The following is a 21,234-nucleotide window of genomic DNA, read 5'->3' on the forward strand; positions in this document are numbered from 1 at the left end:
CACTACCGTAGGGCCCGATGAACGCACCCGCCCCTTGGCCGGCACCACAGGCTCCCGGCCCGCTCGATGCGACCGTCGTCGTGCCCGGCTCCAAGAGCCTCACCAACCGGTATGCCGTGCTCGCCGCTCTGGCCGACGGGCCGTCGCGGCTGCGCCGCCCGCTCGTCTCGCGTGACACCACCCTGATGGCAAATGCGTTGCGGTCATTGGGGATCGGCATCGAGGAGACCGACGAGGGCTGGACCGTCACACCGGGTCGCATCCGCGGCTGTGCCGATGTCGCCTGCGGCCTGGCCGGCACGGTGATGCGCTTCGTGCCGCCGGTCGCGGCCCTCGCGGACGGCCCGGTGGACTTCGACGGCGACGGGCAGGCCCGCTCGCGGCCGATGGGTGCGATCCTCGGCGCGCTGCGCGACCTCGGGGTCGGCGTCTTCGGCGATGCGCTGCCCTTCCAGGTGCAGGGCACCGGCCGCGTGCGTGGTGGCCGGGTGCTGATCGACGCGTCGTCCTCCTCGCAGTTCGTGAGCGGGCTGCTGCTCGCCGGTGCGCGGTACGAGCAGGGCGTCGCGGTCGTCCACGACGGCAAGCCGGTGCCCTCCCTCCCCCACATCGACATGACCGTCGCCGTGCTGCGCGCGGCCGGAGTCACCGTCGACGACTCGGCGGCCAACACCTGGCGGGTCGAGCCGGGCCCGATCCGCGCGCTCGACCTCACCGTCGAGCCGGACCTGTCCAATGCCGCGCCCTTCCTCGCGGCCGCTCTCGTCGCCGGCGGGACCGTGCGCGTGCCGGACTGGCCGAGCACAACCACCCAGGCCGGTGATGCCTTGCGCGAGCTGCTGCCCCAACTGGGCGCGACGGTCGACTTGGTGGACGGCACCCTCACGGTGACCGGCGACGGCTCGGTCCGCGCGGTCGACGTCGACCTGCACGATGTCGGCGAGCTCACCCCGGTGATCGCCGCGCTGGCAGCGCTCGGCGACGGCACGTCATACCTGCGCGGCGTCGGTCACCTGCGCTTCCACGAGACCGACCGGCTGGCCGCCCTGGCGACCGAGATCAACGCCCTCGGCGGCGAGGTGAGCGAGCTCGACGACGGTCTGCAGATCACCCCGAAACCGTTGCGCGGCAACGTTTTTCAGACCTATGGCGATCACCGGATGGTGATGGCGGCGGCGGTGCTCGGACTGCGTGTCCCCGGCATCGAGATCGCCGACGTGCAGACTGTCGGCAAGACGCTGCCGGAGTTCACCGCGCTCTGGACCCGGATGCTGGGAGCCTGAGTGGGGCGCTGGGACGACGACGAGTCGCGGGTGCGGGTGCGTCCCAACCCGCGCGGCAGCCGACCGCGCACCAAGGACCGCCCCAAGCACGAGGATGCGGTGATCGGCATGGTCACCGGCGTCGACCGCGGCCGCTGGACGGTGCTGGTCGACGGTCGCCCGATCACCGCGATGCGCGCTCGCGAACTCCATCGCACCAGCATCGTCGTCGGCGACCGCGTTGCGCTGGTCGGTGACACCAGTGGCGACGAAGGGTCCCTTGCGCGGATCGTGCGGATCGAGGAGCGCACGACCTTCCTGCGCCGCACCGCCGACGACACCGACCCGGTCGAGCGTGCCATCGTCGCCAACGCCGATCAGCTCGCCATCGTCACCGCCTTGGCCGACCCGGTGCCGCGACCGCGGATGGTCGACCGGTGCCTGCTCGCGGCCTATGACGCCGGCCTGGATCCGCTGCTCGTGCTCACCAAGGCCGACCTCGCCTCGCCCGGCCCCTTCCTTGCCGGGTATGCCGGCCTCGACCTGCCGCATGTCGTCACGGAGGTGACCGACGATGGTGTGATCGACGGCCTCGCCCAGGTGCACGCGGCCCTTGCCGACCGCACCACGGTGCTGGTCGGGCACTCCGGGGTCGGGAAGTCCACCCTGGTCAATGCCCTTGTGCCGCAAGCGGATCGAGCGATCGGTGCGGTCAACGCGGTCACCGGCCGCGGCCGGCATACGTCGACCTCGGCGATCGCGCTCCCCCTCGAGGGAGGCGGCTGGGTGATCGACACGCCCGGCGTGCGGTCCTTCGGCCTCGCGCACGTCGACCCGGACTCGTTCATCGACCATTTCCCCGATCTGGCCGAGGGCACCCGCGACTGCCCGCGCGGTTGCACGCACGACGAACCCGAATGCGCGCTCGACGCGTGGGTGGCCGACGGGCACGCCGGGCCGGCCGGCGCGGCACGCTTGGAGTCGCTGCGCCGGCTGCTGCGCTCGCGTTCCGGCACCGTCGAGGACCAGGAGGACTGAGGCCCGATGGCGTGGGGTCTGCCCGAGACGGTGAGCGGGCACCTGACGACCTTCACCGAGGTCAAGCCCGCTCCGGGGCGATGGAAGTTCGCGCTGCACGCCACGGCCTGTTGCGCGGCCGCCGTCACCGCCGTGGCGATCGTCTTCGGCCCGCGCACCGCCCTGCTGGCGATCACCGGCGCGATGATCAGCACGACCGCAGCCACGCGGCCCTGGCGGGCCCGCATCCCGATCCTGCTCGTCATGGACGCGGCCTATCTGGTCGCGTGCAGCCTGGGCGCGCTCGTCGGGGAGCGTCCCGTGCTGCTCACCGCCTTGCTGACCCTGCTCTCGAGCGGCGCCGCGTTGGTCTATCACGCGGTGCTCGCCGACCCTCCCGGGCCGATCTTCCTGCTCATCGGCCCCGCGATCGCGTCCTATCTGCCGACCGTCGGTATGCCGGTCACCACCGTGATCGGGGTGACCGCGCTCAGCGCCGTCACCGCATCGCTCACCTCGATCGTGCTGCAGTCGACCTCGGCCGAGCGCGCGGAGGACGACGCAGTGCAGGCCGCCGAGGAGGAGGTGCTCGCCCTGATGCGGGCGAGCGAATCCGCCGGCCCCGACGCCCCCGAGGTGGCCGCCCTGCGCGACCAGGCCTATGCCGCGGTGTTCAGCGCCAGCCTGGTGCTGGAGGAGTCGGTCGGCCGCGACCCCCACGGCCAGCGGTGGAAGCGCCTCACCAAACGGCTGCGACGACTGCACCGCAGGGTGATCACGGTGATCGCGCAGGCCGAGTTCCCGGGTGCGGCCGTGGCGATCAACGCCCTCGAACAACGCCGTTATCTCGGCTCGCCGGGGTTGATGTACCTGCTGCGGTGGGGGCTGTCGCGGCGGGCCTTCCCGTGGTTCGCCGCCCGCCGCATCGGCCTGGCGATCCTGCTCACCTGCCTCACCACCTACGCCATCGGGGTCAGTCATCCCTACTGGGCGGTGATGACGACCGCGATCGTGATGTCCCTCGGCACCGACCGGCTGTCGCTCACCCACCGGGCCATGCATCGCCTGGTTGGCACGATCGCCGGCGTGCTGCTGTTCTTCGTGATCCACGCGCTGGGGCTGCGCGGCATCGACCTGATCGTGGTCGCGCTCGTGCTGGTCTACCTGCTGCAGTTGACCGCGGTGCGCAACTACGCGATCGCGGTGTTCTTCGTGACGCCGATGGCGCTGCTCATCTCCACCGCCGGGCACCCCGATGCGCCGATCCTGCGGATGGTCGGTGAACGCATCGGCGACACCGCGGTCGGCGTCGTGTGCAGCCTCATCGTCATGTGGGCGACCGGCCACCGCACCCCGATCGCGTTGGTGCGCAGGCAATTTCGCCGTACCCTGCGCACCGTCGAGCGGCTGTTGCTGTTGCTCGCCGATGGCGCCGAGGGCTCCGACGCCGGCTTCGTCGCCCGCCGCGACCTGGCTTATGAGGAATTGCAGACCGCCCGCATCCTGCGCATCTCCCAGCAGGAGCTGCCGACCACCCTGGCCGGTTGGGAATCCCTGGAGTCGATCACCAACCGGATCTGTTACACCGTGCTCGCCGCGTGCTGGCTGGAGAAACCCCTCGAACATCTCGATGCTGCCGCGATGGCCGCCGCCCTGCAGCGCGTGCTCGCCGGCCTGCCGCCGGTCAACACCCGCCTGATCGACCTGACCGACCTGCAGGACGCCCTGCGCAAGGTGCGCGAGGCCGGCATACCGGCGTGAGGTCCGGGGGGTTGGACCGCTCGGGGGCTACGGTGCACACGTGTCCACCTATGCCGATGACCTGCGCGTCGCGCACATGCTCGCCGACTCCGTCGAACCCACGCTGATGGAGCGCTTCGGCGCTGCCGATCTGCAGGTGAGCACCAAGCCCGACCTCAGCCCGGTCACCGACGCCGACGTCGCAGCCGAGGAGGTCATCCGCAACCAGCTCAAGCGAGCACGGCCGCGCGACGCGGTGCAGGGCGAAGAGCAGGGCACGACCGGCTCGGGTCTGCGCCGCTGGATCATCGACCCGATCGACGGCACCAAGAACTATGTGCGCGGCGTGCCCGTGTGGGCGACCCTGATCGCGCTCGTCGACGGCGACGAACCCGTGGTCGGCGTCGTCGCGGCTCCCGCACTCGGCCGCCGCTGGTGGGCCTCGGTCGGCACTGGGGCGTATGCCGGTCGCTCGCTGTCGAAGGGCAAACCGATCAAGGTCTCCTCGGTGGGTTCGATCGGGGACGCCTCGCTGTCCTACGCCTCGCTGTCGGGATGGGACCGGCACGACCGGCGCCCGGCGATGCTGCAACTGATCGACGACTGCTGGCGCAGCCGGGCCTACGGCGACTTCTGGGGGCACATGCTCGTCGCCGAGGGCGCGGTCGACATTTCACCGGAGCCGGAGCTCGCAGTCCACGACATGGCAGCGCTGGTGCCGATCGTCACCGAGGCGGGTGGCCGGTTCACCAGCCTCGACGGCAAGCCCGGCCCGTGGGGCGGCAACGGGGTGTCCACCAACGGACTGCTGCACGACGAGGTCCTGCGCCGGCTCGGCCCGGCGACCGAGGGCTGACCCTCGGCATACCTCTTTCGACTTCGAAGTATCGGCAGTGGCACACTGGCGGGGACAGCACCACCCCGCCCCAAAGGAGCCGCCCGTGAGCCTCGACACCGATGTCCAGGTCCCGCAGCGCCGTGAACTGCGCACCTCCATCCCCGGCCCGCGTTCGCAGACTCTCGCCGAGCGGCGCGCGGCCGCGGTCGCCGCGGGCGTCGGCTCGACGATGCCGGTGTATGCCGCCCGCGCGGGTGGCGGTGTCATCGAGGATGTCGACGGCAACCTGCTGATCGACCTCGGGGCGGGCATCGCGGTGACCACGGTGGGCGCCAGTCACCCGAAGGTTGTTGAGGCGGTGCAGCGGCAGGTCGCCGAGTTCACCCACACCTGCTTCATGATCACGCCCTACGAGGGCTATGTCGCCGTCGCCGAGAAGCTCGCCGAGCTCACGCCGGGCGATCACGCCAAGAAGTCGGCGCTGTTCAACTCCGGCGCCGAGGCGGTGGAGAACGCGATCAAGATCGCCCGCCACGCGACCGGCCGCACCGCGGTGGTCGCCTTCGACCACGCCTATCACGGCCGCACCAACCTCACGATGGCGCTGACCGCCAAGGCGATGCCCTACAAGAAGGGCTTTGGACCGTTCGCGTCCGATATCTACCGGGTGCCGATGTCCTATCCCTTCCGCGACCCTTCGGGGATGACGGGCGAGCAGGCGGCTCAGCGGGCAATCACGTTGGCGGACAAGGCAGTTGGCGCCGACCAGATCGCCGCGGTGATCATCGAGCCGATCCAGGGCGAGGGTGGTTTCATCGTGCCCGCGCCGGGCTTCCTCGCCGCAGTGGCGGCGTGGTGCCGCGACAACGGGATCGTCTTCATCGCCGACGAGGTGCAGGCCGGTTTCGCTCGCACCGGCGCGTGGTTCGCGTGTGACCACGAAGACGTCGTGCCCGACCTGGTGACCACGGCCAAGGGCATCGCGGGCGGTATGCCGCTCGCCGCCGTCACCGGCCGCGCGGAGCTGATGGACGCGGTCCACGCAGGTGGTCTCGGCGGCACCTATGGCGGCAACCCGGTCGCCTGCGCGGCAGCGCTCGGTGCGATCGAGGCGATGGAAGCCGACGGCATGCTGCAGCGGGCCGAGCAGATCGGCGCCGTGATCCGGTCGACGCTCGAGGCCGCGCAACAGTCGCAGCCGGCGATCGGCGACATCCGCGGCCGGGGGGCGATGATGGCGCTGGAACTCGTCCAGCCCGGCACGCAAGAGCCGGACGCCGCGCTCGCCGCAGCCGTGGCGAAGAAGTGTCACGAGCAGGGCGTCGTGGTGTTGACCTGTGGCACCTTCGGCAATGTCATCCGGTTGCTGCCGCCGCTCACGATCAGCGACGAGTTGCTCGCCGAAGGCCTGCAGATCCTCACCGAGGCGCTCACCTCGGCCTGAGCGTCGGTGGGCGTCCCCGGGGGGCCCAGCGTCCGCAGTTCCGCACCACCGTTCGTGCGAAGGCGCGGACACCCGGCATACCCTCCGGTCAGCGTCCGCAGTTCCGCACCACCGTTCGTGCGCACCCGCGGACACCCGCCGCGAGCGGCTCACGCAGCGAGCGCCGGTCGATCGCCGAACTGGCGAAAACTCTTGCGCACCAACGGCATCAGCGTGGCGACGAAATAGCTCACGCCGACGATCCACATCGCCGGTCGCAGGCCGAGCCCACTGATCAGCGCACCGCCGAGCAGACCGCCGAACGGGATCAACGCCCAGCACAGCGCGGTGTTGAGCGCACTCACGCGGCCGACCAACGGCTTCGGGATGCGCTCGAAGATCACCGCGCCGAGGATCGGGTTGATGAAGCCGGACGCGAACCCGCCGATGCCGATCACGGCGAGCAGCATCCAGAAGGGCACGTCGGCGCCGAACACCGCGAACCGCGGCAGCCCGACGAGCAGGAAGCCGACCGTGTACACCGGCAGCCTCGGCATCCGCTCTCCTAAAGCGGCGGCCAGCAGCGCGCCCAGGATCGACGGCCCGGACAGGGCCGCGAAGGCGAGCCCCACCGCTCCCGCGCCACGCCCGCTGTCGTGCGCCCACACCGGCACCAGCACCGCCGCCCACGCCTGGTCGAGCAGGTTGGTCAGCGCCACCATCGTGGTGATGCCGACCAGCACGGCGTCGCCGCGCAGGAACCGCCAGCCTTCGTGCAGGTCCTCGAGGTATGACGACAGGCCTTCCGTCGCCGAGGCCGCGCCGCGGGGCACCAGCACCCCGATGCAGAACGCCGCGACGGCGAAGGTGGCTGCGTTGATCAGCAACGCCTGCGGTGCTCCGATCAGCGCGACGACACCGCCGGCGACCGCCGCGCCGATCGTGCCGCCGAGGCGCTCGATCGCACCGGCCACACCCGTCACGCGCTCCAGCGGCAGACCACCGACCTCGGCCACGACCGGCACGAGTGCCTGCTTGGCACCATCAGACGGTCCGCGCACCACCCCCATCAGCACCGCGATCGCGATCAGCACCGGCAGCGGGAGCAACCCCAGCCAATGCAGGACCGGCACGAGCCCGACAACGAAGACGCTCAGCGAATCCGCAATGACTGCAACGGCTTTCGCGCCGATGCGATCCACGATCGGTCCGCCGAAGGCCTTGGCCAGCACATAGGGCAGCATCTCGGCGAAACCCACAACCCCCGTCCAGGTCGCCGACCCGGTCGTGGTCAGCACCAGCCACGGGATAGCGATCTGCGCCAGGCGGGTGCCGGAGATCGAGAAGGTCTCGGCGATCGCCAGGCCGGCGAACGGGCGCCGGCTCATGCCTCCTCCTCGCGGTGAACGACGGTGCCGGGTCGCGGGAAGCCGTGGAACTGCACGAGGAACTGGGCCGCGCCTTCCGGGGCGTCGGCCTCGTCCAGCGCCCCCTCGGCGAACTCACCGATGGTTGCGTGGACCCGCTCTTCGAGTTCGCGAGCGCGCTCGGGAGTGAGCCACATCGCCCAGTCACTGGCGTCGACCGCGGTCGCCCACCGCGCCGGCAGCTCGGGCCGCTCGACGACTGACTCCTGCAGCCGCGCGATCATCGTGCCGACGACCGCTCCGAGGTAGGTCTCCAACACCGCCCGCTCCTGTGGGTCGGCACTCGTGTTCGCGGTCTCGGTGGAGCGGTGCGCCGCGCGCCACCAACGGTCCCGAGCGTTGCCGCGCTCCGCGTCGTCCTCGATCAGCCCGGCGTCGGCGAGCTGGCGCAGGTGGTAGCTCGTCGCGCCGGAGTTGAGGCCGAGCCGGTCGGCCAACTGGGAGGCGGTCGCTGCGCCGTCGAGCCGCAGCATGCCGAGCATCTGCAGCCGCACTGGATGGGCGAGCGCCTTGAGTTGAGCGGTGTCGGGGACGACCGTGCGCGGTGAGGTCATGGCCTCACCGTAGAACTACAAAGAGTTCTTTGCAAACACTTCTTTGCGATCAGCGCAGGTCGACGGTCAGACCCAACGCGCGCACCGCGTCGGCATACGCCTCGGCGTCACCGACTAGGACGATGCAAGGCTGCTGCCCGCTGTACCGGCGCCACGCCTCACTCGCCCGCTCCGGTGTCACCTGCTGCAGGTCGGCCAGATAGTCGGTGACCCACTGCGGCCCCAGCCCGTCCATGCGCAACATCGCCACCTCGTCGGCGACGGCATCCGCGGTCGCGAACCGGCCGGGAGCGGTCTTGGCGAGGAAGTCCACTCCCCCGCGCACCTCGTCGGCGCCGAAGCCGCCGTCGGCGTCCCGCAGGATCTCCAGCAGCAGCTCGAGCGCCGGCGCGGTGACCTCGCCGCGCACCGACCCACTCACGGAGAACACCCCGTCGCGCACCCGCGGCCGGAAGCCGCCGCGCATGCCGTAGGTGTAACCCTTCTCCTCGCGCAGCACCTTGTCGATCCGCGCGGTCGGCGCACCGCCCAACACGAAGGACAGCACCGGATAGGGCGCCCAGCCGCCGTCCACCCGCCGCGACGGCCCCTGCCAGCCGAGCTGGATCTCGGTCTGCACCGACCCCGGCCGGTGCACGAAGGTGACACCACCCCGGTCGGGTGAGAGCGCCTCGTTGACCTCGACCGGCGTTGCGGCAGAAGCGGATTCGTCCCACCGCCCGATGGTCCGGTCGAGTCGCTCGAAGACGTCCGCGGCGTCCACATCACCGGCCACGACCACCCGCGCGCCCTCCGGGCGGATGTATGCCGAGTGGAACGCTCGGCACGCCTCTGCGTCGATCGTCCCGATCGTCTCTGGTGACCCGCCGAGCGGGCGAGAGGCGCGCGACGAGGAGGTGTAGAACCGTCGCACCCACTCCACCGCGGCGCGCGCACCGGCGTCGGCCAGCTCGTGCTCGGCCTCGGCAATCCGTTGCCGCACATGGCGATTCACTTCCGTGCTGTCGAAGGCCGGCTCAGAGATGAACTCCCGGGTGAGCTCCCAGGCGGTGTCCAGGTGACCACCGGTCGCCTCGAGGTCCATGACCAGGCCGCGGGCCGTCATACCTCCGGAGAGCGCAATCCCGTTGCGCTCCAACAGTTCTGCCATCTCCTCGGCGGACCGTGCAGCGGTGCCCTCGTCCATCGTGCGCGAGACGATGGTGCCGACACCTTCTTGTGCGCGCGGCTCGGCGGCGGCGGGCACGGGGACGATGAGCCGGGTCGAGACAACCTTCTGGCCGGGCAGCGGGATCACTTCGGCCACGACGCCATTGGCCAACCGCTGCTCAACGGTCTCGGGAAAGGCCCACGGCCGCGGCGGTTGGACGATCGGGCGGGCGGTCATGAGGTCTCCCGGCGGTAGATGACGGCGGCTCGCGACTGCGGTCGCAACCAGGTCTGCGCCACTCGGATGACGTCGTCGGCGGTGAGCGTGGCCTGCTCGTCGAGATAGCGGTTGATGTGCTCAGGGTCGTTGTGCAGCAACGAATAGTGGCTGATCAGGTCGGCGCGTTCGTCGTGCGAGGCCAGCGCCTGCAGCCACCACCGTTCGAGGTCGGCGCGCACGGTCGCGAGTTCGTCGTCGGTCGGCGGCTCGGCGATCAGCCGGTCGAGCTCGGCGCACACCGCCTCCTCCACCTCTTGGACGGTGCGGCCCTCAGCCACCTCGACCGACAACAACCCGAGTGAGGTGCCGGCGACCAGGCCCATCGCGGTCTGCGAGACGTGCGTGGCGATCTGCTCGCGTCGCACGAGTCGCCGGTAGAGCCGCGAGGTGGCGAGCCCGGCGAGCAGGTCGAGCGCGAGCTCGGCGGCATAGAACTCGCGGGTGTGCGCCGCGGGCAGGCGGAAGGCCAGCCAGATCCGGTCCGAGGGGACGTCCTCGGTCCGCTCGCAGCGCGCCGGCTGCTCCAAGGGCGCGAGCGGCGCGGCCACAGGCTCCGGCTCGAGCTCGACCGCAGGAAGCGAGCCGAAATAGCGCTCGGCCGCGGCGAAACCTTCCTCCGGGGTCACATCCCCAACGAGCGTCAGCACGGTGTTGTTGGGCCCGTAGTGGCGCCGGTAGAACTCGTGCACGTCGTCGAGCGATGCCGCGTCCAGATCGGCCATCGAGCCGATCGTCGGATGGTGATAGGGATGCCCCTGCGGGAAGACGGTCGCATAGACATCGACCATCGCGTTGCCGTAGGGCCGGTTGTCATAGCGCTGCCGCTTCTCCTCCTTCACCACATCGCGCTGGTTGTCGAGGTTGTCCTGGGTGACGGCGTCGAGCAGGTGCCCGTGCCGGTCGGCCTCCAGCCACAGCGCGAGCTCCATCGCGCCGGTCGGCACGGTCTCGAAATAGTTGGTGCGGTCGAACCACGTGGTGGCATTCAGCCGGGCGCCCTGTCCGAGCATCGCGGCGAAATGCTCGCCCTCGGCGACCTCCCGTGATCCCTGGAACATCAGGTGCTCGAAGAGATGCGCGAAGCCGGTGCGGCCGGCCCGCTCGTGCCGCGAGCCGACACCGACCCACAGGTTGACCGCGACGATGGGGACGCCTGGGTCAGGCGCGACGTGCACCCGCAATCCGTTTGCGAGCGTGCGCGTCGCGATCTCATAGTCCAGCGGCATGCGGGTCACTGTACGAAAGCCGCCAGCCTGCGAGTTCACTGAGTCTTTGCCGTGCACCCTTGTGGGCGGGGCCCAGTCGGACCAGAGTGATCGCGGTGCTCGCGCCGCGGCACCGGCATATCTCGGACGCGAAGGAGTGCACCATGGCCGTCTCGGTCAACCTGGCCAAGAAGCTCGACAAGGACTACGAGGACAAGTTGCTGAAGGACATCCTCGACGCGCCGGTCGACGCGCTCGCCGGGCTCACGCCCCGTCACGCGGAGGCATTGGCGGCCCTGCTCGGCATTAAGACCATCCGTGACCTCGGGTCGAACAAGTACTTCGCGACCGCCGGTGTGCTGGTCGCCCTGGAGCGCCACGAGGGCTGATCGCCGCACCTGCTCGAGCCCGGTCCGGTCAACGGGCCGGGCTCGATCCCTGCCGTATGCCGGCCGCGGTCACCCCGCGCTCAGGTGCCGCTCCTGCTCGGGTGCAGGGACCGCCGACTGATCCGAGGGAGGCGTCGGTGACAGCCCGGAGCGGGGCGTGAACCGGTCACCGAGCTTCTCGATGGCCACCCGGGCGTAGATCTGCTGCTCGGTGGAGGTGCGCTCCCCTCGCCCTCGGCCGAGGAAGGACACCGCCCAGTGCAGCAGCGTGGTGATCTGAGATTTGAAGCCGATGATGTAGACGAGGTGGACACCGAGCCACATCAGCCACGCGATGAATCCGGACAGCTGGGCCTTGCCGATGCTGGCGACCGCGGAGAACCGCGAGATGGTCGCCATCGACCCCTTGTCCTTGTAGTGGAACGCCGGCTGGGTGGGCTCGCCCTTGAGCCGGCGGATGATCTGCCGGGCGGCGAACCGGCCGCCTTGGATGGCGTTCTGGGCAACGCCGGGCAGGTTGTCCAGCGAGATCATGTCGCCGACGACGAACACCTCGGGGTGTCCCGGCAGGGTCAGGTCGGGCTCGACCTCGACCCGCCCCGAGCGGTCGATGCCGGCACCGCTCTGCTCGGCCAGCTGGGCACCGAGCGGGCTGGCCTGCACGCCGGCCGCCCACACCTTGCACAGCGCCTCGATGCGCCGGCGCTGGCCGTCCTTGTCCTCGATGACGATGCCGTCGTTGTCGACGTCGACCACCTTGGCGCCCAGCTGCACCTCGACGCCCATCTGCTTGAGCCGGGCTTCGGCGCGGCCGCCGAGATGGGTGCCGAAGGCCGGCAGCACCTGGTCGGCCGCGTCGACGAGCACGACGTGGGCCTCCTTGGAGTTGATCCGGCGGAAGTCGTGCTTGAGGGTGCGCTTGGACAGTTCGGCGATCTGCCCGGCCATCTCCACACCGGTCGGTCCGGCGCCGACGACCACGAAGGTCATCAGCCGACTGAGGTCCTGCTCGCGTCCGGAGCTGGCGGCGAGTTCGGCCAGCTCGAAGGAGCCGAAGATCCGGCCGCGCAGCTCGAGCGCGTCGTCGATGCTCTTCATCCCGGGCGCGTAGCGAGCGAAGTGGTCATTGCCGAAATAGGACTGCCCAGCCCCGGCCGCGACGATCAGGCTGTCATAGGAGTACTCCTGGGTGCTGTCGAGCGTGCGAGCGGTGATCGTCCGGGTGGCCAGGTCGATGGCGTCGACATGCCCGAACAGGCAGGTCACATTGCGCTGGCGGGCCAGCACCTCGCGGATCGAGGGGGCGATCACGCCTTCGGACAGGATGCCCGTGGCGACCTGATAGAGCAGCGGCTGGAAGAGGTGGTGGCTGGTCGAGGAGATCAGCACGATGTCGACGTCGGCGTGCTTGAGGGCTCGCGCGGAGAACAGGCCGCCGAAGCCGGAGCCGATGATCACCACCCGGTGACGGCCGGTGGGTGGTGCGGTGGTGGTGGGCTGCGACATGACGCCTCACATACTGGTCGGGGCAGGCTCCTCACCTCCACGATATCGGCGCGGTCGGGTCCGCCCGCAGCCGCGCGGTGTGAGTCCGCTCGCAGTCCACGAGCCCGGATTGGCGCGGCGCCACCAGCGTCCGGGCGGACGCCTGGGTAGTCTGAGGCAGGTTTCTGCCCCATCGACCGCCGGAGAGCCGCCATGACGCACGATCAGGACCCGAACGCGCAGCAGTGGTCGCCCCCCGGCGCCCCCGCAGGTGCGGCGGCGCCGATCGTCTGGGACGAGCCGCGGCCCGACGCGCCCCGCGCGTGGACCGGTCCGGGCGCCTTCGATCCCGAGCCTGCCGAGCCGGCGCCCGCACCGACGGCCCCGCCCGCCGAGGAGCACCGCAACCCGTGGGCCCCGCCGCCCGGGCAGTCCTGGGATGCCCCCGAGCCGTCGCAGGAGCCGCAGCCTCCCGCCGATCGTGACGTGCCCGTTCCTGCTGCCGCAGCCGGTATGGCGGCCGCCGGGGTCGGCGCTCCCGCCGTGCACCCGGACCGCGACCCCGCCCACCCGGCCCACGCCGCGCCGCAGGAACAGTGGCCACAGCAGGAGCAGCCGCCGCAGGAGCAGTGGCAGTCGGCCCCGGCGCCCGACGCCGCGCAGCGGCACGACGACGAGCCGCCGGTGAGCATGGACCGCCCACCGCGGCCGGGTGATGCGTTCAAGCCCGAGGAGGGTGGCGCGCAGTATTCGTCCGCCGACGCACCCGGCCCGCCGGCCGACTCGGCGACCTCCCTCGCGCCGGCGCCCCCCGACCCGGCCGGCGGCCAGGAGGTCGACGAGGACGCGCTGACCATCGGCCGCGGCCGGCACAACTCGATCGTGCTGGACGACATGCTCGTATCCCGTCAGCATGTGCGGATCACCGCGGACGACCAGGGCCTGCTGCTGGAGGATCTCGGCAGCCGCAACGGAACGTTCGTCAACGGCCGACGCGTCGAACGCACGCACCTGGAGGAGGGCGACCGGATCGGCATCGGGTCCACCACCTTCGAGGTGCGTGACGGCTGGCTCGTCACCATCTGACCCACCGCACACCGTCACCCAGGGGGAAACCGCCATGAGCGAGGTCGTGCTGACCTACGCCGGCAACCGTCGTCGTCTCGCGCCGTCCGAAACCGTGACCATCGGACGCGGTCGCGACAACGACCTGATGGTCACCGACGCGGGCGCCTCCCGTCGCCACGCCCAGTTGCGCCGGGTGGGTGACGAGATCGAAGTCATCGATCTCGGCAGCTCCAATGGCACCTTCGTCAACGGGCAGCGCATTGCTGCGGCCACGCTGGTGGGCGACGGCGCCGACATACGACTCGGCGGCGCGGACGCCCAGCCGCTGGGAGTCGTCGTCGACAGCGCGAGCGGCTCATCGAGTGGGCCGAGCGGTCCACTGCCGCGGCGCGGCAGCACCAGTGGCCCCTTGCCGCGCCGAGCCCCGAGCGGCGGTGACCGGCCGCCCGGCGGTGACCGGCCGCCGGGCGCGAGCGGGCCGCTCCCCCGCAAGCTGCCGGCGACCTCCTCGGTGCCCCGGGTCCCCTCGCACACCGGTGTGGTCTTCGACCGGCACGCGCTGCCACCGCAGGCCCTCCAACCGGCCGCTGCGCCGAGCTCGGGGCACACCGCCGTGCAGGGCGCCGAACCCCAAGTGCTCAGCGTGCCCGGTGGTGGCGGTCCGGCCCAGCGTGGCCCGGGCTTCACCATCGGTCGTGGCCTGGAGAACCAGATCGTCGTCGACGACCTGCTGGTCTCGCGCACCCACTGCCGGCTGGTGCCGAACGGGCAGGGCTTCGAGGTCGAGGACCTCGACAGCCGCAATGGCACCTACATCAACGGTCAGCGCATCACCCGCGGCCGGCTCGGTGAGGGTGACCTGCTGGCCGTCGGCCACTCCCGGTTCACCGTCCTGCAGGGCCAGCTCGTCGCCAGCGTCGACGAAGGTGACGTCGCCTTCGTCGCCAACCACCTGAGCTTCGAGTTGCCCGGTGGCAAGAAGCTGCTCGACGACATCTCCTTCGCGATGGAGGGCTCAAGCCTGCTCGCGGTGATCGGCCCCTCCGGTGCCGGCAAGTCGACGCTGCTGAAGGCGCTCACCGGGTCACAGCAGGCCACGCGGGGCGAGGTCTACTACGACGGCCGAGACCTCTACACCAACTACGACGACCTGCGGCACCGCATTGGTGTCGTGCCCCAGGACGATGTCGTGCACCGGCAGCTGACCGTGCGCCAAGCGTTGCGGTTCGCGGCCGAGCTGCGCTTCCCCGACGACCTCGACAAGCCGTTGCGCGACCAGCGGGTCGATGAGGTGATGGCCGAACTCGGGCTCACCGGGCACGCCGACACCCGGGTCGACAAGCTGTCCGGTGGCCAGCGCAAGCGCACCTCGGTGGCCCTCGAATTGCTCACCCGACCCTCGCTGCTCTTCCTGGACGAACCGACCTCCGGTCTCGACCCGGGCCTGGACAAGCAGGTCATGCAGACCTTGCGTGGCCTGGCCGACGGCGGCCGCACCGTCGTGGTGATCACCCACTCGGTCGCCAATCTCGGCGTGTGCGACAAGGTGTTGCTGCTCGCGCCGGGAGGCAAGGTCGCCTACTTCGGTCCGCCGGCCCAGCTGTTGCCCTTCTTCAACCTGCAGGACCACGCCGACGTCTTCACCCAGGTCGCGCGCGACCCGGAAGGCTCCCAGCAGCGGTTCAAGGCCTCACCACTCGAGGCCGAGCAGATCGAGGCGCCGCTCAGCGCGCCACGCCCGCCGGCGCCACCACTGGAACGCCCGCCGAGGCAGCAGTCGATCCCGTCCCAGTTGTCGACGCTGGCGCGCCGGCACCTGCGGGTGATCCTCGCCGACCGCGGGTATGCCGCCTTCATGTTCCTGCTGCCGGTGGTGCTCGCGGTGCTGGCGATGGTCGTGCCTGGCGCCAACGGCCTGTCGGTGCCCGGCCCGGAGGTGCTCAAACGCAGCACCGAGCCGTTGATGCTGCTCGTCGTGCTGGTCGTCGGCGCGCTCTTCATGGGTATGGCGTCCAGCGTGCGCGAGTTGGTGAGCGAGCGGGCGATCTACACCCGGGAGAAGGCCGTCGGCCTGTCGCCGGCGGCATACCTCTGGGGCAAGATCACGATCTTCGGGCTGCTGACCTTCCTACAGTCGGTGATCCTCGTCCTGCTCGTGACGATGGTGAAGAAGGGACCCTCCGACGCGATCCTGCTCGGGTCGCCCCGGCTGGAGCTGATCGTCGTGTGCTGGCTGACCGCCTTCTGTGCGATGACCGTCGGCCTGCTGATCTCCAGTTTCGTGACGACCTCCGAGCAGACGATGCCGTTGCTCGTCGTGGTCGTGATGGCCCAGCTGGTGTTCAGCGGCGGCCTGTTCGCGCTCAGCGGCCGAGCCGGGCTGGAGCAACTGTCGTGGTTCATGCCCGCCCGGTGGGGTTATGCCGCCGGCGCGGCGACCACCGACGTGCAGCGCATCCTGATCACCTCGACCGGTCGGCCCGCGCCCGTCGTCGACGACCCGTTGTGGCAGCACGATGTGGCCCACTGGGTGCTGGCCGTGGGCCTGCTGTTGGCGCTGGCGGCGGTCTTCGCCGCGATCACCCAGTGGCGGGTGGCGCGCAACCGGGCCGACTGACCCAGCTCAGCCGGCCGGCGTGATCCGCAGGATCTTGTCGTCGGTGCCATTGCTGGTCGTCACATAGAGCGCGCCGTCCGGGCCGGTCCGGGCAGCGCGCAGCCGACCGTAGGTGCCATTGGTCTCGGCCGGCACCGCGACCACCTGCATCCGGTTGGCGCCGGTGGGCTTGAGCACGAGCAGCGTCGCACCCTTGAGCGCGGTGATCACCAGGTCACCACGCAATCCACCCCACTGCGGAGCCGTGAGGAAAGCCGCCCCGCAGATCGCCTGGGTGGTCGGCCCGGACGACCAGGCGGCCGGTTGCGCCTTCGGGAAGCGCTGCAGGTCGGTCATCGGCACGCCCTCGTCGTAGTCGCTGGTCGTCCCGCCGCGCGAAGGATCCCAGCCATAGTTCGCGCCCGCGGTGGCGAGATTGACCTCGTCGTTGTTGTCGGGGCCGTGCTCGGCGGTCCAGACCCGGCCGGTGCCCGGCTGGACGGCCACGCCCTGCACATTTCGGTGGCCGTAACCGTAGACATACCGCTGGCGCGGGTTAGCCGCGGTGATCCACGGGTTGCCGGGCCAGGGCGCACCGGTGGATCCGTTGAGCCGCAACAGTTTTCCGCCCAGGCTGGTGAGGTCTTGGGCGACCGGGGCGGCCGCGGTGTCGCCGGTGCCGACATACAGTGCACCCTCCGGCCCGTAGGTCGGCCGGCAGCCGGAGTGCCGCCCGGAGGAGGCAATCGGCATACCGGACAACAGAATTCGCACCTTGGTCGCGGACCGCGAGTCCGCGGACAGCTTCCACCGCACCAGCCGTATGTCGACCGGCCGGTCACCTTGGGCGTAGGTCTGGCAGGTGACGAACTCGCGCGAGGTGGCGAAATCGGGGCTGAGTGCCAGGCCCATCAGGCCGCCCTCCCCCTGGGCGTAAACATCCTTCAGGTCCGCCGCCACCGGCGAGCGCCGGCCGTCCTTGACCAGGGTGAGCCGGCCGGGGCGTTCGGTGACGAGCATCGCCCCGCCGGGCAGGAAGCCGAGATCCCACGGATGGGTGAGGCCGGCGGTGACCACCTGCACCGACAGCCGGGCCGGGGTGGTCGTCGATGCGGAGCTGCCGCTCGCGCTGGTCGGATCGGCCGGCCCGGGCGAACCCGTGACGGGACCGCCCGACGGCGACCCCGAGCACCCGGCGCACAGCAGCGCCAGGGCGAGGGCGACCGCGCGTTTCACACCCGCCGCGCGTTTCACACCCGCCGGCGCAGCGACATGGCCCGCTCGGCCTCGCGCCGGTCTTGCCGCTCGCGCAGCGCCTGGCGCTTGTCGTGCAGCTTCTTGCCCTTGGCCAGACCGATCTCGACCTTGACCCGGCCGTCGCTGAAGTAGAGCGACAGCGGGATGAGTGTGTGGCCGGCCTCGCGCGATTTCACCATCAGCTTGTCGATCTCCTGGCGATGCAGCAGCAGCTTGCGCCGGCGCTTGGCCGAGTGGTTGGTCCAGGTGCCGTTGAGGTATTCGGGGATGTGCACATTCTCCAGCCACAGCTCGCCGTCCCGCTCGGAGGCGAATCCGTCGGTGAGCGTCGCGCGCCCCATCCGCAGGCTCTTGACCTCGGTGCCCATCAGGACCAGGCCCGCCTCGACCGTCTCCTCGATGAGGTAGTCGTGCCGCGCCTTCTTGTTATTGGCAATGATCTTCTTGCCGGACTCCTTGGGCATGCCCCAAGTCTACGGAGGCGGCGCAACCGGTTTCCCGGCGCGAGCGGTGGGTCAGCTGATCCAGCCCCGAGGGTCGACATACTGCCCGTTGACCAGCGTGGCGAAGTGCAGATGGCAGCCGGTCGAGCGGCCGGTCGTGCCGGAGTAGCCGATCAGCTGGCCCTTGGACACCCGGCCGCTGCGGACGACCTGGCTGTCGAGGTGCTCGTACATCGTGGCGAGGTTGACGCCCTTGACGAAGCCGTGGTCGATGGTGATGTAGACCCCGGCGACGCTGTCCGAGCTCGCCTCCACGACCTCGCCGGCGGCCGCGGCATACACCGGGGTGCGGCAGGCATAGGGGAAGTCGTCGCCGTAATGCCACATCGGCACCTTCAGCACCGGGTTGACCCGCATGCCGAAACCGGACCCGATCGACGACAGCGGTCCCGGCGGGGTGAGGAAGGTGTTGGCACCGGCCGGCATCACCCGCGGGGCGGTGGTGGCGGCCATCGCCTTGCGGGCGGCCGCGTCGCGCGCCGCCTTGGCCCGCGCGGCCGCCCGGGCCACGAGGATCTTGCCGAGGCGCACCGACTCGGCCTTCTGGAAGGCCAGATCCTTAAGGTCCTGCTGCTTGGCCTGCTGCAGCTTCTTGCGCTGGGCGTCCTGCACCTTGCGCAGCTTCTCCAGCGCGGTCTTGGCCTTCTGCGCGTTGTTGCGGGCGGTGGCCGCGGCGGTGACGGCGTTGTCGGCCTGGATCTTCAGCCCGGCCACCCGGCGGGTCGCGGCGGACAGCCGGTTGGTGGTCGCCTTGGCCCGCGCCTGCTGTCCGGCCAGGTCGGTGAGCACACCGTTCTGGCGGCGCAGCACCACATCGGCCAGGGACATCTGGGTGGAGGGATCCTGCTTGCTCATCAGGATCTGCAGGGTGAGGTCGAATTTGCCCAGGCCGCCGGTCATATAGGACTGCGCGGCGATGCCGCCGACGAGCTTCTTGGTGCGGTTCTGCTGGGCGTTGATCGTGGTGAGCTGGCCCTTGGCCTTGGCCTCGTCGCCCTGGGCGGTCTTCAGCTGGGCGGCCATGTCGAGCGAGTGGTTCTGCGCGGTCTTGAGCAAGCCCTGCTTCTTGACCAGGTCGGCGTTGGCGAGCCCGACCTTCTTGTCGGTCGCGGCGAGGTTCTTGATCGCGGTCTGCAGCTGGCCGCTCACCATCTCCAGGTCGGCCTGGGTCGCGGTGATCTGTCCGTCGACCTTCTTCTTCTGCGCGTCCGGGTCGTCCGCGTGCGCGGTCATGGTGGAGGCGGCCAGGGTCACCGTCGCCGCGAGTATGACGGCGCGCCGGCCTCGCGTCCGCCACGTCCGTCTCACGCTGCCTCCCGGCCCCGTCATACGCGCACCTGTCGTCTCAGGCTGAACCACGACACGATCAATGACAGCATGGCCGCACCGAGAATCAGCCACGGCGCGACACGCCACACGTCCCCCGTGCCGATCAAGGCGATGACATCCCCATTGCTGCCACGTCCATTGAACAACTCACTGACGCCGTAGTGCACCAGCAACCACAAAAGTCCGGTCGCCAAGGCCGCGCCGACCACCGTGGCGAGCACGATCTCGATGACGAACGGCACGTAGATCACGAAAGCCGAGGCGCCGACCAGCCGCATGATCTCGACCTGTTTGCGGCGGCTGAACGCCACCTGCCGCACGGTGGTCGAGATCAGCAGCACCGCACACACCGTCATCAGCACCGCGAGGCCGACCGCCCCCACGCTCAGCACGCCGAGCAGTTTGAAGAAGGTGTCCAGCACCTGGCGCTGATCACTCACCGCCAGCACCCCAGGTTGGCCGTCCATGCGAGCGACGACATCGGCATACCGGCCGGGGTCGGACAGTTTGACGCGGAAGGAGGAGGGCAGCGAGGTCGGGGAGACATCGGACAGATAGGGCGAGCCCTGCATCTGCGCCTTGAACCGGTTGTAGGCCTGCGCCGAGCTTTCGTAATAGAGGTTCTCCACGAGCGGGCCCATGCCGACCAGGTCGCGGCGGATCTGACTCTGCTGGGCGGGCGTGACCGCGCCCTCGCTGCAGGACGGGACGTTGGTCGCGTCGGGGGTGCACAAGAAGACCGACACCTCGACCTTGTCGTACCAATAGCCCTTGGCCAGGTTGACCTCGCGCTGGGCGAGCAGGCCGGAGCCGAGGAAGAACATCGAGATCATCGACACCAGCAGCACCGAGACGATCATCGAGGCGTTGCGGCGGATGCCCTGCCAGGTCTCGCCGAGGATGAAGAGCAACCGCACGGTTCAGCCCTCCCCTCGCCCGCGGCGTTCGCGCAGATAGGCGCCGCCGCTCTCGTCGCGCACGAGCTGGCCGTGCGACAACTCGATCACCCGCTGGCGGAAGTCATCGACGATGCGCTGGTCGTGGGTGGCGACGAGCAAGGTTGTGCCGGTCTTGTTGATGCGCTGCAGCACCTTGACGATCTCGTCGCTGGTCTCGGGGTCGAGGTTGCCGGTGGGTTCGTCGGCCAGCAGCAGCTGGGGCTGCTTGACCATGGCGCGCGCGATCGCCACCCGTTGCTGCTCACCGCCGGACAGCTCATGCGGCCGCCGGCGGGCCTTGCCGTCCAGGCCTACCAGCTCGAGCGACTCGGCGACCAGCTGGCGGATCTTGCGGCGTTTGACGCCGAGCACCTGCAGGGCGAAGGCGACATTCTGGTGGACGGTCTTGTTCTCCAGCAGCCGGAAGTCTTGGAAGACCACGCCGATGTCGCGGCGCAGGGCCGGCACCTTGCGGTCGGGCAGAGTGCGCAGATCGCGCCCGGCGACCATCACGGTGCCGCGGGTGGCGGCGACCTGCCGGGTCACCAGCTTCATCATCGTGGACTTGCCCGAGCCCGAGGCGCCGATCAGGAAGGCGAACTCGCCGCGCTCGATCTCGACGCTGATGTCCTCCAGCGCGGGTTCGGCGCCGGCTTGGTAGCGCTTGGTGACCTGGTCGAAGCTGATCATGCGGGCGCGGTGGACCTTCGCTCAAGGTGGGGCGGGCACGGGTGCGCCGTCACGCTATGTCGCGCATCCGGACCGGCGCCGCAG

General features: G+C 70.3%; 18 protein-coding genes. 8 read left to right on the forward strand and 10 right to left on the reverse strand.

Annotated features, from left to right (window positions below; genetic code table 11):
* Positions 1–17: 17 nt before the first annotated feature.
* The 5 genes from aroA (at position 18) to gabT (ending at position 6,301) form a co-directional block, all read left to right on the forward strand.
* A complete protein-coding gene (aroA, locus tag G9U51_RS11645; protein WP_166197094.1) occupies positions 18–1,283 on the forward strand; it encodes a 3-phosphoshikimate 1-carboxyvinyltransferase in 1,266 nt (421 codons plus the stop codon).
* Complete coding sequence (gene rsgA, locus G9U51_RS11650; RefSeq protein WP_166197095.1) at positions 1,284–2,300, forward strand: ribosome small subunit-dependent GTPase A; 1,017 nt, start codon at positions 1,284–1,286, stop codon at positions 2,298–2,300.
* Positions 2,301–2,306: 6 nt separating this feature from the next.
* On the forward strand, positions 2,307–4,040 hold the full coding sequence (locus G9U51_RS11655) for an FUSC family protein (RefSeq protein WP_166197096.1): 1,734 nt from the start codon (positions 2,307–2,309) through the stop codon (positions 4,038–4,040).
* Between the two features lie 40 nt (positions 4,041–4,080).
* The gene (locus G9U51_RS11660; RefSeq protein ID WP_407941439.1) at positions 4,081–4,875 is read left to right on the forward strand and encodes an inositol monophosphatase family protein; all 795 of its coding nucleotides are present in this window, start codon (positions 4,081–4,083) and stop codon (positions 4,873–4,875) included.
* Positions 4,876–4,960: 85 nt separating this feature from the next.
* A complete protein-coding gene (gene gabT / locus G9U51_RS11665; RefSeq protein WP_166197097.1) occupies positions 4,961–6,301 on the forward strand; it encodes a 4-aminobutyrate--2-oxoglutarate transaminase in 1,341 nt (446 codons plus the stop codon).
* A 149-nt stretch (positions 6,302–6,450) separates the two neighbouring features.
* Here gabT and G9U51_RS11670 read toward each other — a convergent pair whose 3' ends face one another.
* The 4 genes from G9U51_RS11670 to G9U51_RS11685 are packed head-to-tail and all read right to left on the reverse strand — an operon-like array spanning position 6,451 to position 10,916.
* Positions 6,451–7,668: an MFS transporter gene (locus tag G9U51_RS11670; protein WP_166197098.1), complete on the reverse strand. Its 1,218-nt coding sequence runs from the start codon at positions 7,666–7,668 to the stop codon at positions 6,451–6,453.
* A complete protein-coding gene (locus G9U51_RS11675; protein ID WP_166197099.1) occupies positions 7,665–8,261 on the reverse strand; it encodes an ArsR/SmtB family transcription factor in 597 nt (198 codons plus the stop codon). Before G9U51_RS11675 ends, G9U51_RS11670 begins: the two co-directional genes overlap by 4 nt.
* Before the next feature lie 49 nt (positions 8,262–8,310).
* The gene (locus G9U51_RS11680; RefSeq protein WP_166197100.1) at positions 8,311–9,648 is read right to left on the reverse strand and encodes a M16 family metallopeptidase; all 1,338 of its coding nucleotides are present in this window, start codon (positions 9,646–9,648) and stop codon (positions 8,311–8,313) included.
* On the reverse strand, positions 9,645–10,916 hold the full coding sequence (locus G9U51_RS11685; RefSeq protein WP_166197101.1) for a M16 family metallopeptidase: 1,272 nt from the start codon (positions 10,914–10,916) through the stop codon (positions 9,645–9,647). The genes G9U51_RS11680 and G9U51_RS11685 overlap by 4 nt, the downstream gene beginning before the upstream one ends.
* 143 nt (positions 10,917–11,059) lie before the next feature.
* On the opposite strand from G9U51_RS11685, the gene G9U51_RS11690 reads away from it, so the two are divergent.
* The gene (locus tag G9U51_RS11690; RefSeq protein WP_166197102.1) at positions 11,060–11,284 is read left to right on the forward strand and encodes a hypothetical protein; all 225 of its coding nucleotides are present in this window, start codon (positions 11,060–11,062) and stop codon (positions 11,282–11,284) included.
* A 69-nt stretch (positions 11,285–11,353) separates the two neighbouring features.
* Here the strand turns inward: G9U51_RS11690 and G9U51_RS11695 are convergent, their stop codons facing one another.
* Positions 11,354–12,790 carry an NAD(P)/FAD-dependent oxidoreductase gene (locus G9U51_RS11695; protein WP_166197103.1) on the reverse strand — a complete coding sequence of 479 codons (1,437 nt, stop codon included), beginning with the start codon at positions 12,788–12,790 and terminating at the stop codon, positions 11,354–11,356.
* 192 nt (positions 12,791–12,982) lie between these two features.
* Here G9U51_RS11695 and G9U51_RS11700 point away from each other — a divergent pair, with 192 nt between their 5' ends.
* Together G9U51_RS11700 and G9U51_RS11705 are read left to right on the forward strand one after the other, a co-directional pair.
* Positions 12,983–13,855, forward strand: coding sequence for an FHA domain-containing protein (locus G9U51_RS11700; protein ID WP_166197104.1), 873 nt, complete (start codon positions 12,983–12,985; stop codon positions 13,853–13,855).
* 34 nt (positions 13,856–13,889) lie between these two features.
* Positions 13,890–16,454, forward strand: coding sequence for an FHA domain-containing protein (locus G9U51_RS11705; protein ID WP_166197105.1), 2,565 nt, complete (start codon positions 13,890–13,892; stop codon positions 16,452–16,454).
* Between the two features lie 6 nt (positions 16,455–16,460).
* Here G9U51_RS11705 and G9U51_RS11710 read toward each other — a convergent pair whose 3' ends face one another.
* From G9U51_RS11710 to ftsE, 5 genes are read right to left on the reverse strand one after another with little or no spacing between them, the layout of a single operon-like run.
* Complete coding sequence (locus G9U51_RS11710) at positions 16,461–17,669, reverse strand: PQQ-dependent sugar dehydrogenase (RefSeq protein WP_166197106.1); 1,209 nt, start codon at positions 17,667–17,669, stop codon at positions 16,461–16,463.
* Positions 17,670–17,683: 14 nt separating this feature from the next.
* Positions 17,684–18,154, reverse strand: a complete 471-nt coding sequence (gene smpB / locus G9U51_RS11715; RefSeq protein WP_166197107.1) for an SsrA-binding protein SmpB — start codon at positions 18,152–18,154, stop codon at positions 17,684–17,686.
* A 51-nt stretch (positions 18,155–18,205) separates the two neighbouring features.
* Entirely contained in the window at positions 18,206–19,501 is a 1,296-nt protein-coding gene (locus G9U51_RS17880) for a peptidoglycan DD-metalloendopeptidase family protein (protein WP_166197108.1), read from the reverse strand.
* 17 nt (positions 19,502–19,518) lie between these two features.
* A complete protein-coding gene (gene ftsX / locus G9U51_RS11725) occupies positions 19,519–20,439 on the reverse strand; it encodes a permease-like cell division protein FtsX (RefSeq protein ID WP_166197109.1) in 921 nt (306 codons plus the stop codon).
* 3 nt (positions 20,440–20,442) lie between these two features.
* The gene (gene ftsE, locus G9U51_RS11730; protein ID WP_166197110.1) at positions 20,443–21,150 is read right to left on the reverse strand and encodes a cell division ATP-binding protein FtsE; all 708 of its coding nucleotides are present in this window, start codon (positions 21,148–21,150) and stop codon (positions 20,443–20,445) included.
* Positions 21,151–21,234: the final 84 nt, after the last annotated feature.

This window comes from Metallococcus carri, from assembly GCF_011440275.1.
Lineage (GTDB): Bacteria > Actinomycetota > Actinomycetes > Actinomycetales > Dermatophilaceae > Metallococcus > Metallococcus carri.

Coding starts and splice junctions, on each gene's coding strand:
- smpB (WP_166197107.1), bottom strand. CDS start 18,154: ATGCCCAAGGAGTCCGGCAAGAAGATCATTGCCAATAACAAGAAGGCG.
- G9U51_RS11700 (WP_166197104.1), top strand. CDS start 12,983: ATGACGCACGATCAGGACCCGAACGCGCAGCAGTGGTCGCCCCCCGGC.
- G9U51_RS11695 (WP_166197103.1), bottom strand. CDS start 12,790: ATGTCGCAGCCCACCACCACCGCACCACCCACCGGCCGTCACCGGGTG.
- aroA (WP_166197094.1), top strand. CDS start 18: ATGAACGCACCCGCCCCTTGGCCGGCACCACAGGCTCCCGGCCCGCTC.
- G9U51_RS11690 (WP_166197102.1), top strand. CDS start 11,060: ATGGCCGTCTCGGTCAACCTGGCCAAGAAGCTCGACAAGGACTACGAG.
- G9U51_RS11680 (WP_166197100.1), bottom strand. CDS start 9,648: ATGACCGCCCGCCCGATCGTCCAACCGCCGCGGCCGTGGGCCTTTCCC.
- G9U51_RS11675 (WP_166197099.1), bottom strand. CDS start 8,261: ATGACCTCACCGCGCACGGTCGTCCCCGACACCGCTCAACTCAAGGCG.
- G9U51_RS11655 (WP_166197096.1), top strand. CDS start 2,307: ATGGCGTGGGGTCTGCCCGAGACGGTGAGCGGGCACCTGACGACCTTC.
- G9U51_RS11670 (WP_166197098.1), bottom strand. CDS start 7,668: ATGAGCCGGCGCCCGTTCGCCGGCCTGGCGATCGCCGAGACCTTCTCG.
- G9U51_RS11685 (WP_166197101.1), bottom strand. CDS start 10,916: ATGCCGCTGGACTATGAGATCGCGACGCGCACGCTCGCAAACGGATTG.
- G9U51_RS11705 (WP_166197105.1), top strand. CDS start 13,890: ATGAGCGAGGTCGTGCTGACCTACGCCGGCAACCGTCGTCGTCTCGCG.
- ftsE (WP_166197110.1), bottom strand. CDS start 21,150: ATGATCAGCTTCGACCAGGTCACCAAGCGCTACCAAGCCGGCGCCGAA.